Source organism: Legionella adelaidensis (assembly GCF_900637865.1).
Lineage (GTDB): Bacteria > Pseudomonadota > Gammaproteobacteria > Legionellales > Legionellaceae > Legionella_A > Legionella_A adelaidensis.
In genome coordinates, this window is record NZ_LR134420.1 from 128,147 (window position 1) to 143,151 (window position 15,005).

Below are 15,005 nucleotides of genomic sequence, written 5' to 3' on the forward strand. Positions count from 1 at the left end.
GCGGAAGTTTGTTTGGGTGCGCAATTATGAACTGGGCGCCTCAATCGGTGGAATCCCACTCGAACTACATTGGCAATTATTGGTAGCCTGCGGGGGCATAGGTACTTCTGCAAAATCCCCTGGGAAACATAAAGATATATTCCATGCAGTTTCCCCTGTTTGTGGTTGGGCAGGTAACGTCCAAAAATGGTTACCATACCAGGTTTTCCCTTCGTCATTTTGCCAGAATACGGGGGTAAATTGGGCTTGAAAGCGCAAAGTTTGTCCGGGTTGACATGTGAATTGTTGCCGTGTCCATAAACTGCCAGTGGGAACAATCGCAGAAACCAACTTTTTATTGGTGGTACTGTCATATACATCCACAGTGACATTATACGTTTTCCAACAATCATCTTTCATTTGGGTAAGAAAGCAAGTAAAAGCATGGCTTTGCATAGCAAAACCAGTAGTAAATACCCCTAATAATACTTTCCTGATATTGAACCCCACAATTCACTCCTGTTAACTATAATCTGTATAAGTATACAAGAGAATTTAAAATGGTATATTTTGCAGTGTTTTCCCATAAACTTGATTACCATCCTTTTTGTTTATCAATAGGTTGCTTTTTAGTATTCTCGAGTATATTCTTGGCGCACCGGAGAGATGGCCGAGCGGTCGAAGGCGCACGCCTGGAAAGTGTGTATACGGAAACGTATCGAGGGTTCGAATCCCTCTCTCTCCGCCAACTGTAAAAGAATTAAAAAATCACTTTTTTACCTTAAAAAAATATAGACAAAAGATAGCATTATTATACAATTCGCGCCTGCGATTATTTTTAAGGAAATAAACAGTTAGTGACCACGTCAAATGAGATTAACTCCCCACCTGCTAATGAAGGAGAATTCCGTCGAGCGCTCAAGACACGGCATGTGCAATTAATTGCACTCGGTGGCATTATTGGGTCCGGTTATTTTTTAGGTACAGGGGAAGTCATTAACCAGGTAGGCCCTTCCGTTTTCCTCGCCTATATTCTTGGTGGCCTAATTATTTATTTAACCATGCTTTGCATGGGTGAGCTAGCTGTTGCAATACCTATTTCAGGTTCTTTTATTAATTACACCGCAGATTTCATTTCTCCGACCCTTGCCTGTGGAGTGGGATGGTCTTATTGGATTAGCTGGGTAGCATATATCCCCGCTGAATGTGTTGCTGGTGGAATTATCATGCAGCACTTTACAGGAATAAATGGGTATATTTGGGCGGTAGGTTTTGGAGTATTAATTACCTATATTAATATTTCGAAAGTAGGAACATTTGGCGAAATCGAGTTTTGGCTGGCTTTAATAAAAATTCTTGCTCTCTTTGCTTTTGTCGGTTTAGCCATGCTGATATTTTTTGGTTTAATCCATGGCCCGCAACCCCCTGGGGTTATTGGTGGAAAATTTATTTTCGATCAAGGTGGTCTCTTTCCGAATGGACCCATGGCTCTTCTCACTGCAATGGTCCTATTGCTAGTTAATTACCAAGGTTCGGAAATCATCGGTCTTGCGGCTGGAGAATCCATTGATCCTGCGCGCATGATCCCCAGTGCAATTCGTAATGTTACTTTTCGTATTTTATTCATTTATATTATTCCTGTTTTTTGTTTGGTTTTAATTTTCCCATGGCAAAAGGCGGGGTTAGATAATTCCGTCTTTGCAGATGCTCTTAATTTTTATGGCTTAAAATGGGCCGGAGCTGCCACCAGTTTTGTAACCCTCACGGCTACCCTCTCTTGCTCTAACTCAGGGGTATATGGGATTGTACGCTCTTTGCATGCACTCGCTCGTAATGGTATGGCCCCCAGAAAATTAGCAAAACTTAACCGTAATGCTGTACCCCAGAATGCTGGTATCGCTACCTTGGTTTCTATTTGGATACTTCTGCTAGCAGGTTATTTCTTTGGGCAATCAATGCTTTATATCGCTCTACTTTTAGTATCTGGATTTACCGGAGCAATTGCCTGGATTTCTCTGTGTTGGGCGCAAATAAACTTTAGAAAGAAATTATATCAAGCTGGCTATACCACCGCTGATCTTAAGTATAAAACCCCAGGTTCTCCCTATACAGGAATTATCGCTATAGTTCTCATGGTAGCATGCTTGGTTTTTTTATTTATGAGCCCTGATCCCACTTATAAGCTAGCTTTTACCATCGGTTTCATCAGCCTTAGCCTCCCGATGATTATTTATAAAGTGTTCGGTTTTGATAAAAATCGGCAAGAAAACTTAGTAAACAATAAGCATGTCATGTTTAATGAAGTATTTCCTAAGAAAGATGCTTAAGTTCTTGTATTAAGCTTAAATACCCAGGATACTCAAAATACTATCTATCGCTTTTTGCGCCTCGAAACTAAACCTGCATAGGCTGGCTATACCGGTCTTTTTTAGTTTCCCAGCACAAACACCGCATCGCTCAAAACCTAGCATTTTGAAGTATCTTGGGTATAATCTTTTTTTTAAAAATTCTGGAGTTTTCATGCGTGCATCCCAATGGTTTTCAGCCACTATTAAAGAAACACCCAGTGATGCCGAGGTTGTCTCTCATCAACTGATGCTAAGAGCAGGGATGATTCGTAAACTGGGAGCTGGCCTTTATACTTGGTTACCTATGGGTTTAAAAGTTTTACGTAAAATAGAGCAAGTCGTACGTGAAGAAATGAACCGTACGGGCGCTATGGAAATTTTAATGCCCGCCGTACAGCCTCGGGAGTTGTGGGAAGAAACAGGGCGCTGGGAAACCTTCGGCGGACAATTGTTAACTATGCAAGATAGCAATGAAAGAGAGTATTGCTTTGGACCTACCCATGAAGAAGTGATTACGGATTTAATGCGTAATGAGCTACAGTCCTACAAACAATTACCTATCAATTTATATCAAATCCAAACTAAATTTCGCGATGAAATTCGCCCCCGCTTCGGAGTAATGCGGGCACGCGAGTTCCTCATGAAAGATGCTTATTCTTTCCATCTAACGCAAGAGTCATTACAAAAGACGTATGATGAAATGTACCAGGCATATTGCCGTATATTCGATCGACTCGGGCTTAAATACCGTGCAGTTGAAGCAGATACCGGCGCAATTGGGGGGTCTGCCTCCCATGAATTCCAAGTCTTGGCAGACTCCGGCGAAGATATTATCTTTTATAGTGATAGTAGTAACTATGCTGCTAATGTAGAACAAGCCATATGTTTAAAGCCTGAACGTACTAAAAGCGACATTTCTGCTTCCATGCAAGAAGTAAGTACACCTGGGGTTAAAACAATCTCTGAGGTAGCACAGTTTTTAAATGTGGAGCCCGCGGAAACAATTAAAACCCTAATAGTAGAAGGAAAAGAGCATCCCTTAGTAGCACTTATCTTAAAAGGCGATGATGAATTAAATGAAGTTAAGGCTTCCAAGCATCCGCTCTTGAGAACCCCTTTAAAATTTGCTGATGAAGACACCATTGTTAGAACATTAGGTGCCCCCGTTGGCTCTCTGGGCCCAGTGAATCTAAATATTCCTATGATAATTGATTTTCATGCTTTAGCTTTAGCTGAATTTGTATGCGGAGCAAATCAGAAAGACAAACATTTTCAACACGTAGTATGGGACAGAGATGTAAAAAGTAGCGAAGGATTTGACCTGCGTAATGTTAAAGAAGGTGATGCGAGCCCTGATGGGCAAGGGACCTTACATGCTTGTCGTGGTATTGAAGTTGGCCATGTTTTTCAGCTCGGTGGTAAATATGCAGAAGCCATGAACGCCCACGTTATTAATGAAGAGGGTAATTTACAAACCATGACTATGGGTTGTTATGGTTTAGGTATAAGCAGAGTGGTAGCTGCAGCTATTGAACAACACCATGATGAAAAAGGAATTCTATGGCCGCAAGCGATTGCCCCCTTTCAAGTAGTAATTATTCCAATCAATGGTCACCGTAGCCCTGTCGTCATGGAAACTGCAGAAAAACTCTACCAACAGTTTTCACATGCGGGCTTAGATGTTTTATTAGATGATAGACAGGAAAGACCCGGCGTATTATTTGCCGACAACGATCTCATTGGGATCCCTCACAGGATAGTGGTAGGCGAACGCAATCTTGCTCAACAAATGGTTGAATATAAAGCCCGTTCACAAAACGAGCCTAGTTTAATGCATTTAGATGAGGTAAGTAGCTTTATTACAGACCTTTTTAACAATTAGTAGTGTAGTCTGAATTAAACCGTAGCCTGGGTTGCTACGGTTATGCTACAACTAGAGAGATTGGTTAATCACACCTTCAGGACTCCGCTCAAAAGCTGCTTTGTATATTCATGCGTAGGCTTTTTAAAAAGCTGTTCAGTCTCTCCTCTCTCTACTGCTTTTCCTTGTGCCATTACCAGCACTTCATCTGCAATATAAGACACCACGCCCATATTATGTGTAATAAATAAATAAGTAAGCCCATATTCCGCTTGCAAATTTTTGAGCAAATTTAAAATTTGCGCTTGCACGGAAATATCCAACGCGCTGGTTGGTTCGTCACAGATTAAAAGCTCTGGTTCCGTTGCTAAAGCACGAGCAATACAAATACGTTGTCTTTGACCACCTGAGAATTGATGAGGATATCGATGGAGACTATTCGCGGGCAGATTTACTTGTTCTAATAATACTCCCTGTTTTTTTGCAATACTTTTTTTATCAAGATGCTGTGCTTTCATGCCTTCCGCAAGAATTTCACCTATTGTCATGCGCGGGTTCATAGAAGAAAACGGATCCTGAAAAATGATTTGCACTTTTTTGCGAAATTCCTGTAACTCCTGGCCACGGAGTTGAGCAATGTCTCTTTCTTTAAAAAGAATTTTTCCACCACTAGTAGTTTGTAAACGAATAATTGCTCGCGCTGTAGTTGTTTTCCCGCAGCCCGATTCACCAACTAGTGCTAAAGTTTTACCCTTCTGTAAATCAAAAGATAACCCATTGACGGCTTTAAATATGCTCTTTTTCAATCCCGAGCGCTGGGTAAAAAATACCTGTAAATCACGCACTGATAATAAGACCTCTTGCTGATCTTTGGTTTTGCTCCACGGTAGATTTTCAATGAGCAAGGGAGGAGGGAAGTCATGTTCAGGATAAAGATGGCATCTTACTAACCGATTTTCTTCTTTTGTTTGTAATACAGGCTCTATGGTTGGGCAAGGCGTAAAACAATGCGCACATCGGGGGTGGAAACGGCATCCGGAAGGAGTACTTTCCAAGGTGGGCACGCTTCCTTTTATTGCCGGTAATTCCTGGCCTCTTTTTTCTAAAGTGGGTAAAGAAATTAATAACTGTTGAGCATAAGGATGCAAGGGTTTAGTAAAAAATTCTCCTACTGGTGCCGATTCAACAATTTGTCCTGCATACATCACACAAACTCTATCAGCCATGGCTTTAATCACACCTAAATCGTGTGTAATTAAGAGTAAACTCATTTGATGTTGTTGTTGTAATTTTTTTAGTAAGGATAAAATTTGTGCTTGAACAGTAACATCAAGCGCTGTAGTAGGCTCGTCTGCAATTAATATTTCAGGGTTACAAGCCAAAGCAATAGCAATCAGTACCCGCTGTTTTTGACCACCCGACAGTTGATGAGGGTAATGGTGGATACGAATTTCCGGATCTGGGATTTCTACTTCTTGTAATAACTCTATTACGCGCGTTTTAATTGCTTTTTTGGATAAATTTTGATGCAGCTTTAAAGTTTCACCTAACTGCTGCCCAATATTTAAAACAGGATTCAGTGCAGTCATCGGCTCTTGGAAAATCATGGACATACGCTTTCCACGGATGCTACGCATAAGCACTTCAGGAACTTCTAATAGGTCTTGGCCAAAAAGATCAATACTACTTTGCATACCATACACACTATTAGGCGGTAATAACCGCATAATAGCCAAAGAAGTAATTGACTTCCCACATCCTGATTCACCCATTAATCCCAGTGTTTCACCTGGTCTAATTTCAAAGTTGACATCGTCAACTGCCGTGACAATGCGCTCGGGTATTTTAAAGGAGACAGTTAATTGATTGATTTCAAGTAAATTATCCATAATCCATTAAAATCCTTAGTATAATTTAGATGGTTACCAGTGGCCTACCCTATCTTCCATGATTTGTTAGGCCACCTTTGGCCTGAGGGATGCAATTATTCTAATTGGAAACAAGCCATCAAGTGACTAATCTTCTCTAAATGCAGGTTGGCGCCGACAGGCTCAACATTTATTAGCGAGATTGTTTGTTGGGCCTATCGGCGCCAACCTATATTTAATTTTTTAAACATTAAAACGAAAATGCATCACATCGCCGTCTTTAACCACATACTCCTTCCCTTCTAATCGCAGTTTCCCAGCTTCTTTGGCTCCTTGCTCTCCCTTAAAAGCAATGAAATCATCAAAAGCAGTCACTTCGGCACGGATAAAGCCTTTTTCAAAATCAGTATGGATCACTCCTGCAGCTTGGGGTGCAGTAGCCCCCTTTTTTACAGTCCATGCACGAACTTCTTTAACACCTGCTGTAAAATAAGTTTGTAACCCTAACAAATCATAGCCTGCTCTGATAACCCGATTAAGACCTGGTTCCTTCATCCCCATATCTTTCATTAATTCTTCTCTATCTGCTTCATCCAGCTCCACTAGTTCTGCCTCTGTAGCAGCACTAATCGCAACCACTTGTGCATTTTCATTTTTAGCCAGATTTTTCACTTTTTCCAATAAAGGATTATTTTCAAATCCATCATCATCGACATTTGCGATATAAAGAACGGGTTTGGCAGTTAATAAAAATATACGTTTTATTATTAATAATTCCTCATCATTTAATGTCAATGTTCGTACTGGAAATCCGGCATCCAGGTGTGCTTTTACTTTTTCCAGGGTTTCTTTTTCTAAAATAGCTTCTTTATTACCACTTTTGCTATTCTTTCCTGCCTTCATTAATGCTTTTTCAACACTGTCCATATCCGCTAAAGCAAGTTCCGTATTTATCACTTCAATATCACTAACAGGATCAACTTTACCTTCAACGTGAATAACATCTGAATTTTCAAAACAACGAACCACATGGGCAATAGCATCTGTCTCTCGAATATTTGCTAAAAATTGATTGCCTAGTCCTTCACCACTTGAAGCACCTTTTACTAACCCGGCAATGTCGACAAATTGCATAACCGCTGGAACCACCTGCTGCGGTTTAATAATGTCGCTTAAAGCTTGTAATCTGGTATCTGGAACAGTGACCACCCCAATATTAGGTTCGATTGTACAAAATGGATAATTCGCGGCTTCGATACCTGCTTTGGTTAAAGCATTAAATAACGTGGATTTTCCAACATTTGGTAATCCCACAATTCCGCATTTAAATCCCATAATTATTCCTCATCACAAACCTGACATTAAGTATTCAATCTATTCATCGCTACACTCATACCTTTTGAAAAAAGTGTAGGAATTTCTTTAACCGCTCTATCAATAGCATCCATAATTAGTTTTTTATCTTCAACAGAAGGTTTACCCAGTACATAATTTAACACTAAATCTTTATGACCCGGGTGCCCTATTCCAATCCGCAATCTATTAAAATGAGCACTGCCTAAATGAGCTATGGTATTACGCAAACCATTATGACCACCGTGTCCCCCTCCACTTTTTAACTTAATTTTTCCCGCAGGCAAATCAAGGTCATCATGAACAACTAATACTTCATCTGCTTCAATACTATAAAACTGGCAAACTGCGCGAATGGGTAATCCACTATGATTCATAAAGGTAAGCGGCAGTATAATACGGCAAAGATGATGCTCTATTTGAATCGAAGTTAATTCTGCGTTTAATTTTTTGTCTGTTTTAAAAGAGGCATTATGCTGACTTGCAAGTAATTCTGCAAACCATCCACCCACGTTGTGGCGTGTATGTTCATATGCGGAACCAGGGTTGCGTAAACCAACAATCAATTTAATGGACATGGGCAATCAATTCGTTAAACCCAAAGGCAAAACCTTCTCCAATGGAGAAGGTTTTAAGGATTATTCTTCGGTTGGATTTTCGGATTTTTCTACAGTTTCAGCGGCAGGAGCTGGTGCTGGTGCTGCTTCTTCCTCTTCATCCGCACTACTACCTTTTGGTAAGTGAATACTCACAACCGGATGATCGTGGCCACCTACGTTAGGGTCAGTAGCTAACTGTACATTTTTAGGCAACTTTAAATCAGATAAGTGGATCACTTCATCCACATTAAGATCAGCAACATCCACCTCTATAAACTCAGGAAGATTTTTTGCCTGGCAACGAATTTCAACTTGCATCATAGCATGATTAATCATGCCACCTGCTTTTACTCCTTTTGCAGTTTGCTCGTTAATGAAATGCAAAGGAACAAGCTTTACTAAAACGTCTTTAGCAGAAACTCTTTGTAAGTCCATATGAAGAATAATGGGCTTATAAGGATGACGTTGTAAATCTTTTAAAATAACGTGTTCAGTTTTCCCATTAATCTTTAAATCAAAAATACTTGAATAAATGCTTTCCGATTCAAGAGCTTTTACTACTTTATTGTGTAATAAGTGCAAAGATTGGGGTTCTTTTTCACCACCGTATAAAACAGCGGGGATTTTATTTTCAAGACGACGGAGGCGGCGGCTCGCACCTTTCCCAATATCCGTTCTTGGTTCTGCTTCTAAAACAATCGACATGGTTGTCTCCAAATAATCAATACGCCCTACCGTATGCTATACTTCCTTAACCTTGCGACCAGGTTAAACGGGCAAGGTGGCGGAGTATACACTATTTTAGAAGAATGAAAAAGATCGGGAATTATTAAAAAATGTAGGTTGGCGCCGGCAGGCCCAACACTCATTAGCAAGATCCTTTGTTGGGCCTATCGGCGCCAACCTACGTTGCTTCAATATTTAACTCCGGCATATAGACTTTATTCTTAACTTCTTATAGAATATCGCACTTTATTAAATAGTATGACAAGCCGGTCAGGCGGAGTTTGGAGAAAAGTCATGTATGCGGTAATTAAGACAGGTGGTAAACAATACCGAGTCCAAGAAGGTGATATCCTTAAAATTGAAGAACTGACCGCCGAAGTTGGCAGTAAAGTAGATTTTTCTGAAGTTTTAATGTTGGCTGATGGCGATAAAGTTACTTGTGGCAGCCCATTTCTGGCGAAAACTTCTGTACAAGCAGAAGTAGTTGCTCATGGTCGCCATAAAAAAATAAAAATTATTAAATTTAGACGTCGCAAGCACCACATGAAACAAATGGGACACCGTCAAAATTTTACTCAAATTAAAATCACGGCAATTAATAAATAGTTTTAGAGGATATTGCAATGGCACATAAGAAAGCAGGCGGAAGTACACGTAACGGCCGCGATTCGAATCCTAAGTTTCTTGGAGTGAAACGTTACGGTGGCCAATTAGTAAATGCAGGCGAAATTATTGTTCGTCAACGCGGAACTCGCTTTCACCCAGGTGAAGGTGTGGGATTAGGTCGTGACCATACATTGTTTGCCTTGATTCCTGGTTTGGTACAATTTAAAACGAAAGGGGCTAATCAGCGTCAATACGTATTTATTGAGCCTGTTGAAGATCAAAAGCATTAATATATAAGTATGTAAAGAGCCCCTAATGGGGCTTTTTTTTTGTATAATGTAGCTTGTGAGCCTGTCATTCCCGAGGCGGAAGCATCTAGTCGTAGCCTGGTTGCTGCAACTAGACTACGACTGAATGCAGGTTGGGCCAATGGGCCCAACCATATTAAATTTACCTCGTTTGTTGGGCCTATTGGCCCACTCTACTTTTAGCAGTGAGCAAACACCATGCGATTTGTCGATGAAGCAATAATCAAAGTTGAAGCAGGTAAAGGCGGTAATGGCTGCCTTAGCTTTCGCCGTGAAAAATTCATCCCTTTTGGCGGCCCTGATGGGGGTGATGGAGGCGATGGAGGTAGTGTCTTTCTCCAAGCAAATCCTGATTTAAATACTTTGGTAGACTTTCGTTACCAGCGTAATTATAAAGCGGAAAATGGCCAAGGAGGTATGGGTAGTAACTGTACCGGTAAAAAAGGCAACGATCTAATTATTCAAGTACCGGTAGGAACCCTTGTCTATGATTTAGAAACCCATGAACTTATTGGCGACATCCGTAATTCCGGGGAAACCCTTCTAGTCGCCCAGGGTGGTTTTCATGGATTAGGTAACACGCGTTATAAAAGTAGTGTAAACCGTGCACCTAGACAAACAACACCCGGTTCTCTTGGAGAAGTACGACAATTGCGTTTGGAGCTTCGAGTGCTCGCGGATGTGGGTTTATTGGGCTTACCTAATGCAGGTAAGTCAACATTAATTCGTGCAGTTTCAAGCGCTAAACCAAAAGTTGCTGACTATCCCTTTACTACATTACATCCTAATCTCGGTGTAATTCGTGTCTCTAATCATAAGAGTTTTGTCATGGCTGACATACCAGGGCTGATAGAAGGAGCCGCTGAAGGAGCGGGTTTAGGGCATCAATTTTTAAAGCATTTATCCCGTACAGGGATTTTACTGCACCTCATTGATATTGCCCCGATTGATGGCAGCGATCCTGTGCATGATGCGAAAATGATTATTAAAGAATTGGAAATGTACGATCCCAGCCTAACCAAAAAACCACGTTGGTTAGTCTTAAATAAAATTGATACCATCCCAGATGAAGGCGAAAGAAAGAAAGCTATTGAAAAGATTGTCAAAGGTTTAAAATGGAAAGACAAGGTCTTTCCAATTTCAGCTATTTCCGGTGTTGGCACCAAAGAGCTCTGTTATTCAATTATGGAGTTGTTGGATGAGATGAAACAAACGGAAGCTTAAAAGCTCCGCCGCGGATTGCAGTACTAAAGAACTGTAATATAACAATTCGTGCGTTTCTTTGCCTTCCCCACTATCATTCTTATATTTAATAATAATATTCGCCTTATTAGTTTGTTCATTGTGCCAATACTCCTGAAGTCCCGTAATGTGAAAACGCAAACGAGCATCTGCTAAATCATGAAAAAAAAGTTTTTCATGATTTTCAGGTTTTTGAATAGCCAATTGAAATGCCCCACCGGTAGCATTATCAATAATCACTAACGGCTCATCTAATTCATTAATAAGACTACGGAGCTGCTCAGAGGCCCTGGTTTCAGGAGTGGCAATAATGTATGGTTGAATTAGCGGCTCTATAATATTTTTTATTGTTTCAATTTGTTCATCAAAACAGCGCACCTTAAATTCCAAATAAGGAATATCAATTCGATAGCCTGTCTCACAATCTAAATGAGCCAAAGATGCATCTAATTTTTGTGCAATAAGCCCTTCGGAAACCCCAAAAAGGCGCCATTTTAGGAGTTTTTTTGCATCCGGGAGCTGTTTCCTGATTTTTGGGAAAACAAACTTTTCAAACATAGGTAAACATTCACGCGGGGGACCAGGTAAAAGAAAAAAGGATTTACCTGCTTGCGGACACCAACATCCTACAGCGCTGCCATAAGGGTTAGGCAAAATTGTTGCATTTTCAGGGAAAAGGGATTGCTGATAATTCCCTTCATCAATAGTGTTATTGAATTTTAAACATTCCTTAATATGCTTTACCGCTTGCGCATGCTCTACCAAAGGCTGTTTTAAAAAACTGCCTAAGGCAAAACGTGTCCTATCGTCTGAAGTGGGGCCAAGCCCTCCGATTACAATAACGATATCATGGGTATGTGCCAGAAAAGACAAACAATTTACTATAGCTTCTTCTTCATCTCCACAAGTGAGATGATGACTAACAGTAAATCCTTCCGAGCTTAATAGATGTGCTATTTGATGACTATTGGTGTTTAGCGTGTCACCTTGAATAATTTCATTTCCTGTTGCCAAAATTGCAATACGCATTCTTGTCATCCAAATTGATTGACCGTAAAAGTACTCCATGCTCCCGATTGGGAATAAAAACAAATCCCCATAAAGCATTGTTACCGAAAATAAAACGCGCATCCACTACACTTAATGGATTTTTACAAAGCGCGATTAAATAATTATCTGTAAACCAATTAAATACACGAAAATCCTGCATTAGACTTGATGAACTCTGCACATATTCAGGTATTTCTTCTTTTAGTAAAATAGGAAATGATTGCAGAGGGTGGACTACAACCGGAGAAAACAAAGCAGCATGTACGTCAGCCATAAATATTTCTTTTTGGCTGGTTACAGCTAGAACTCGCCAGTAAATAGAGCTGGCAAAATGGGGCATGGCCCGTTGTCTGGTAATTTTCCATGCATGTTTAACTGCATATTTATGCATCGCTACAATAACTCGATGGTGCTGAATGGTATTAAATACAAGCACCATCCCCGCTAGCAGCAAACCTGCTAACACTCCCCTACGCGAATCGAATACCAATGTCCATACTAATCCTAATATTAAAGGGAAGGTAAAAAATGGATCAATAATTGAAATAATATCCCAAGAAACTCTTTTGTCATTAAAAGGCCAATACAAAATCGTCCCGTAACTTGTAAACGCATCTAAAAGCCCATGCGTTGCGTAACCTATCAAGGCTGCAATTAAAGTAAGCCGCCAATGTCTTCTAAAGCGTTGGAAAAGACATAAAAAAAGAGTAACCAATATCCCGCCAAAGGGGATAAAAAATAATGAATGGGTAAAATGACGGTGATAAATGAAAAAAAGAAGAGGATCTTGACTTGAGCGGATAAAAATATCTAAATCTGCAGCCATACCTGCTAGCGCACCAACAATCCATGCATTATGTTTGTCTTTTTTGTGTAAAACTGCTTGTGCACAAGCGGCACCTAAAGCACCTTGCGTAACCGGATCCATTGTTAGCCTGCCAATTTGATTTCTTCTTTTTCCAAGCGCTCTTTTAACACTTCAAATAACTGATTTTTTACTACAGGCACGTCCGTACTTTTAGTCCATACAATAAATTTAATTTGCAACCCCCCTTCCGAAAGATTATCAATTTCAATCGTAGGCCTCGGCTGCTTCAAAATTAGCTCATTTTTCTCTGCAAGCTGGGTTAAGATTTCCCGAATCCGAGGAATTTGATTTTGATAAGCGATAGGGAAAGATAATTTTAACCGCCGTATTTTAAAATAATTATAGTTAATGATTTCAGATTTCATAATACTTTCATTGGGAATACGAATAAGCGTATTATCTTTCGTCTTAATCTTTGTCGATAGCCAATCTATAGATTCCACAGTCCCTTGAAAGGTTTTTACTTCAATAACATCTCCTATACGAAAAGGTCGTTCAAATAAAAGAAATATGCCACTTACAAGATTAGAAGCCGCAGTTTGAGAAGCAAAGCCTACAGCAACGGTAAGAATTCCAGCAGCTCCTAGCAATGCCGTCATTCTAAACCCTAATTCTTGTAAGGCTGAGACAATAAAAATAGCCAGTAAGACATAGAAAATAATTTTTTGCACTAGCATAGCTTGGTGACGTGTATATTTTTTTATAACTGCTTTCTCTATGAGCAAACTTGTCTTTTTTGCTACCAGTAATCCAAATAAAACGAGTCCTAAGGCATACAGAATGTGTAGAAAACCTATTTTCTCAATAATATCCACGCTCCCTACTCCTTTGTGAGTTCATTTATAGTTGGTATTCGTTTATTTAACCAGTCTATTAATAATTGCCGTTTTTCATCACTTGCCATGTCCATACTCTGAATACAAGCAAATACTATACCTTTCTTCTTATCCGCCCTATTCATACGCTTCATCACTTTATTTTGCGAATGCGTTTCAGCATTAATCATTATCGATTGTCTTTGTGAATCAATAATGGCCCTTTTGGATTTTATGGCCAAATGATGCATAAATGAAATAGGATGAAACTGCTCTTTATCACGAAAAGGAAATTGTAAATTTTTTTGCAATAGATGCTGCTCCTGAAAGATCAAGTCAAAATCCTCTCTTTGTAGAGCAAATGGGATATGTGGGAGATGGAAGAAATACTTTGAATAGCCTGCTAACTGCGCGCTTCTTTCTTGGAAATGACGATGATCATCAATCGTTTTGTTTTTATTAAACCATTTTTTGTGGTGCTGTTTTTTCCACTCACCCCGGATAACCAGGCTATGATCCTGAAAAAAATCTTCATATTTCACCGGTCTAATAAGAAAGCAATCGTCATTAAAATAAATAAATTGATTAGATAACCGGGGGATTCTCCATAAGACTGATTCAAGACTTAAACTATTAAAAGTTGGCAAATATGCTTCAAAGTCTCTAAAAATAGTTCGATGATCAATTAAAATAATTTTGTCCTTAAGCGGACTTTTTAATGTTTCAAGAAATGAAGGAGTTTGGTTATCAGTTACTATAAAAACTCTGTTTATCCAAGGGGCATATGCCCATATACTGCGTATACAATACTCAATTTCGCCACACTGATTATAACGTGTAGGATGGGCGGAATAAGGCCTTTCTATCCCTTTATTTTCCAGATAGGTTGCAAGTTTCTTCTGATGAGCAGGATCATTACCATCTACCCATGTTATGACTGCATCCACTAATTCTTGCATACGAGAACCTTATCCAGATCTGTATCCCACATTACAAATGTCAGGTTTTGGGGTCATTTGAAATAAAAAACCCCGCGAGGCGGGGTTTAAGCACTCAATCAATTTATTATTGATTTTGAGTAGTAGAAGTAGTGGTAGTTTCACTCGTTTTGTTAGCATCTGCATTGTGTTCAGCTGGAGCACTAGTGGTAGTAGTGGTGCTGTTTACTTCTGGTTGTTTTGGTTTGTCTTCACAGCCTGCAACCATTAATGCCATTGCAGCAACGGCAGCTAATATAACCTGTTTCATACTCATCTCCCTTTGTTATTTTTATTAAAAAATACCTTCATAAGTCTAGCAAAAATATAAATATTGTGAAGAAGTTACAACTTATAATTTTCGCTAAGCTTACATTAAAGCAGAGTACTTGTCATTAGATTCCA

15 protein-coding genes and 1 tRNA gene are annotated in these 15,005 nt (G+C 39.6%); 6 read left to right on the forward strand and 10 right to left on the reverse strand.

Annotation, left to right across the window (positions count from 1 at the left end; translation table 11 throughout):
• Positions 1-24: 24 nt before the first annotated feature.
• A complete protein-coding gene (locus tag EL206_RS03905) occupies positions 25-489 on the reverse strand; it encodes a hypothetical protein (RefSeq protein WP_232048508.1) in 465 nt (154 codons plus the stop codon).
• A 150-nt stretch (positions 490-639) separates the two neighbouring features.
• On the opposite strand from EL206_RS03905, the gene EL206_RS03910 reads away from it, so the two are divergent.
• The 3 genes from EL206_RS03910 to EL206_RS03920 all read left to right on the forward strand — a co-directional run bounded on the left by EL206_RS03910 (position 640) and on the right by EL206_RS03920 (position 4,209).
• Positions 640-727 (forward strand) — tRNA-Ser (locus EL206_RS03910).
• 109 nt (positions 728-836) lie between these two features.
• Positions 837-2,306: an amino acid permease gene (locus tag EL206_RS03915; protein WP_058461383.1), complete on the forward strand. Its 1,470-nt coding sequence runs from the start codon at positions 837-839 to the stop codon at positions 2,304-2,306.
• A 193-nt stretch (positions 2,307-2,499) separates the two neighbouring features.
• Positions 2,500-4,209 carry a proline--tRNA ligase gene (locus EL206_RS03920; protein ID WP_058461381.1) on the forward strand — a complete coding sequence of 570 codons (1,710 nt, stop codon included), beginning with the start codon at positions 2,500-2,502 and terminating at the stop codon, positions 4,207-4,209.
• A 68-nt stretch (positions 4,210-4,277) separates the two neighbouring features.
• Here the strand turns inward: EL206_RS03920 and EL206_RS03925 are convergent, their stop codons facing one another.
• From EL206_RS03925 to EL206_RS03940, 4 genes are all read right to left on the reverse strand, one after another.
• Positions 4,278-6,077, reverse strand: a complete 1,800-nt coding sequence (locus EL206_RS03925; RefSeq protein ID WP_058461380.1) for an ABC transporter ATP-binding protein — start codon at positions 6,075-6,077, stop codon at positions 4,278-4,280.
• Between the two features lie 222 nt (positions 6,078-6,299).
• Positions 6,300-7,391, reverse strand: a complete 1,092-nt coding sequence (gene ychF, locus EL206_RS03930) for a redox-regulated ATPase YchF (RefSeq protein ID WP_058461379.1) — start codon at positions 7,389-7,391, stop codon at positions 6,300-6,302.
• A gap of 26 nt (positions 7,392-7,417) precedes the next feature.
• The gene (pth, locus tag EL206_RS03935; RefSeq protein WP_058461378.1) at positions 7,418-7,987 is read right to left on the reverse strand and encodes an aminoacyl-tRNA hydrolase; all 570 of its coding nucleotides are present in this window, start codon (positions 7,985-7,987) and stop codon (positions 7,418-7,420) included.
• A gap of 60 nt (positions 7,988-8,047) precedes the next feature.
• On the reverse strand, positions 8,048-8,713 hold the full coding sequence (locus tag EL206_RS03940; RefSeq protein ID WP_058461377.1) for a 50S ribosomal protein L25/general stress protein Ctc: 666 nt from the start codon (positions 8,711-8,713) through the stop codon (positions 8,048-8,050).
• Positions 8,714-9,028: 315 nt separating this feature from the next.
• On the opposite strand from EL206_RS03940, the gene rplU reads away from it, so the two are divergent.
• The 3 genes from rplU to cgtA all read left to right on the forward strand — a co-directional run bounded on the left by rplU (position 9,029) and on the right by cgtA (position 10,872).
• The gene (gene rplU, locus EL206_RS03945) at positions 9,029-9,340 is read left to right on the forward strand and encodes a 50S ribosomal protein L21 (protein ID WP_058461376.1); all 312 of its coding nucleotides are present in this window, start codon (positions 9,029-9,031) and stop codon (positions 9,338-9,340) included.
• Positions 9,341-9,357: 17 nt separating this feature from the next.
• Positions 9,358-9,630, forward strand: a complete 273-nt coding sequence (gene rpmA / locus EL206_RS03950; RefSeq protein ID WP_058461375.1) for a 50S ribosomal protein L27 — start codon at positions 9,358-9,360, stop codon at positions 9,628-9,630.
• Positions 9,631-9,846: 216 nt separating this feature from the next.
• A complete protein-coding gene (gene cgtA, locus EL206_RS03955) occupies positions 9,847-10,872 on the forward strand; it encodes an Obg family GTPase CgtA (protein ID WP_058461374.1) in 1,026 nt (341 codons plus the stop codon).
• Here cgtA and EL206_RS03960 read toward each other — a convergent pair.
• From EL206_RS03960 to EL206_RS03980, 5 genes are all read right to left on the reverse strand, one after another.
• Complete coding sequence (locus EL206_RS03960; protein ID WP_058461373.1) at positions 10,828-11,919, reverse strand: competence/damage-inducible protein A; 1,092 nt, start codon at positions 11,917-11,919, stop codon at positions 10,828-10,830. The genes cgtA and EL206_RS03960 overlap by 45 nt on opposite strands.
• Positions 11,888-12,868 carry a metal-dependent hydrolase gene (locus EL206_RS03965; RefSeq protein ID WP_058461372.1) on the reverse strand — a complete coding sequence of 327 codons (981 nt, stop codon included), beginning with the start codon at positions 12,866-12,868 and terminating at the stop codon, positions 11,888-11,890. The genes EL206_RS03960 and EL206_RS03965 overlap by 32 nt, the downstream gene beginning before the upstream one ends.
• 2 nt (positions 12,869-12,870) lie before the next feature.
• Positions 12,871-13,623, reverse strand: a complete 753-nt coding sequence (locus tag EL206_RS03970; RefSeq protein ID WP_058461371.1) for a mechanosensitive ion channel family protein — start codon at positions 13,621-13,623, stop codon at positions 12,871-12,873.
• Positions 13,624-13,628: 5 nt separating this feature from the next.
• Complete coding sequence (locus EL206_RS03975; RefSeq protein ID WP_058461370.1) at positions 13,629-14,582, reverse strand: stealth family protein; 954 nt, start codon at positions 14,580-14,582, stop codon at positions 13,629-13,631.
• 106 nt (positions 14,583-14,688) lie between these two features.
• Complete coding sequence (locus EL206_RS03980; RefSeq protein ID WP_058461369.1) at positions 14,689-14,871, reverse strand: hypothetical protein; 183 nt, start codon at positions 14,869-14,871, stop codon at positions 14,689-14,691.
• Positions 14,872-15,005 lie beyond the last annotated feature (134 nt).

Bases quoted from the DNA above. Each gene is read 5' to 3' on its own strand.
- EL206_RS03920 (WP_058461381.1), top strand. From the start codon at position 2,500: ATGCGTGCATCCCAATGGTTTTCAGCCACTATTAAAGAAACACCCAGT.
- EL206_RS03925 (WP_058461380.1), bottom strand. From the start codon at position 6,077: ATGGATAATTTACTTGAAATCAATCAATTAACTGTCTCCTTTAAAATA.
- ychF (WP_058461379.1), bottom strand. From the start codon at position 7,391: ATGGGATTTAAATGCGGAATTGTGGGATTACCAAATGTTGGAAAATCC.
- pth (WP_058461378.1), bottom strand. From the start codon at position 7,987: ATGTCCATTAAATTGATTGTTGGTTTACGCAACCCTGGTTCCGCATAT.
- EL206_RS03940 (WP_058461377.1), bottom strand. From the start codon at position 8,713: ATGTCGATTGTTTTAGAAGCAGAACCAAGAACGGATATTGGGAAAGGT.
- rplU (WP_058461376.1), top strand. From the start codon at position 9,029: ATGTATGCGGTAATTAAGACAGGTGGTAAACAATACCGAGTCCAAGAA.
- rpmA (WP_058461375.1), top strand. From the start codon at position 9,358: ATGGCACATAAGAAAGCAGGCGGAAGTACACGTAACGGCCGCGATTCG.
- cgtA (WP_058461374.1), top strand. From the start codon at position 9,847: ATGCGATTTGTCGATGAAGCAATAATCAAAGTTGAAGCAGGTAAAGGC.
- EL206_RS03960 (WP_058461373.1), bottom strand. From the start codon at position 11,919: ATGCGTATTGCAATTTTGGCAACAGGAAATGAAATTATTCAAGGTGAC.
- EL206_RS03965 (WP_058461372.1), bottom strand. From the start codon at position 12,868: ATGGATCCGGTTACGCAAGGTGCTTTAGGTGCCGCTTGTGCACAAGCA.
- EL206_RS03975 (WP_058461370.1), bottom strand. From the start codon at position 14,582: ATGCAAGAATTAGTGGATGCAGTCATAACATGGGTAGATGGTAATGAT.
- EL206_RS03980 (WP_058461369.1), bottom strand. From the start codon at position 14,871: ATGAAACAGGTTATATTAGCTGCCGTTGCTGCAATGGCATTAATGGTT.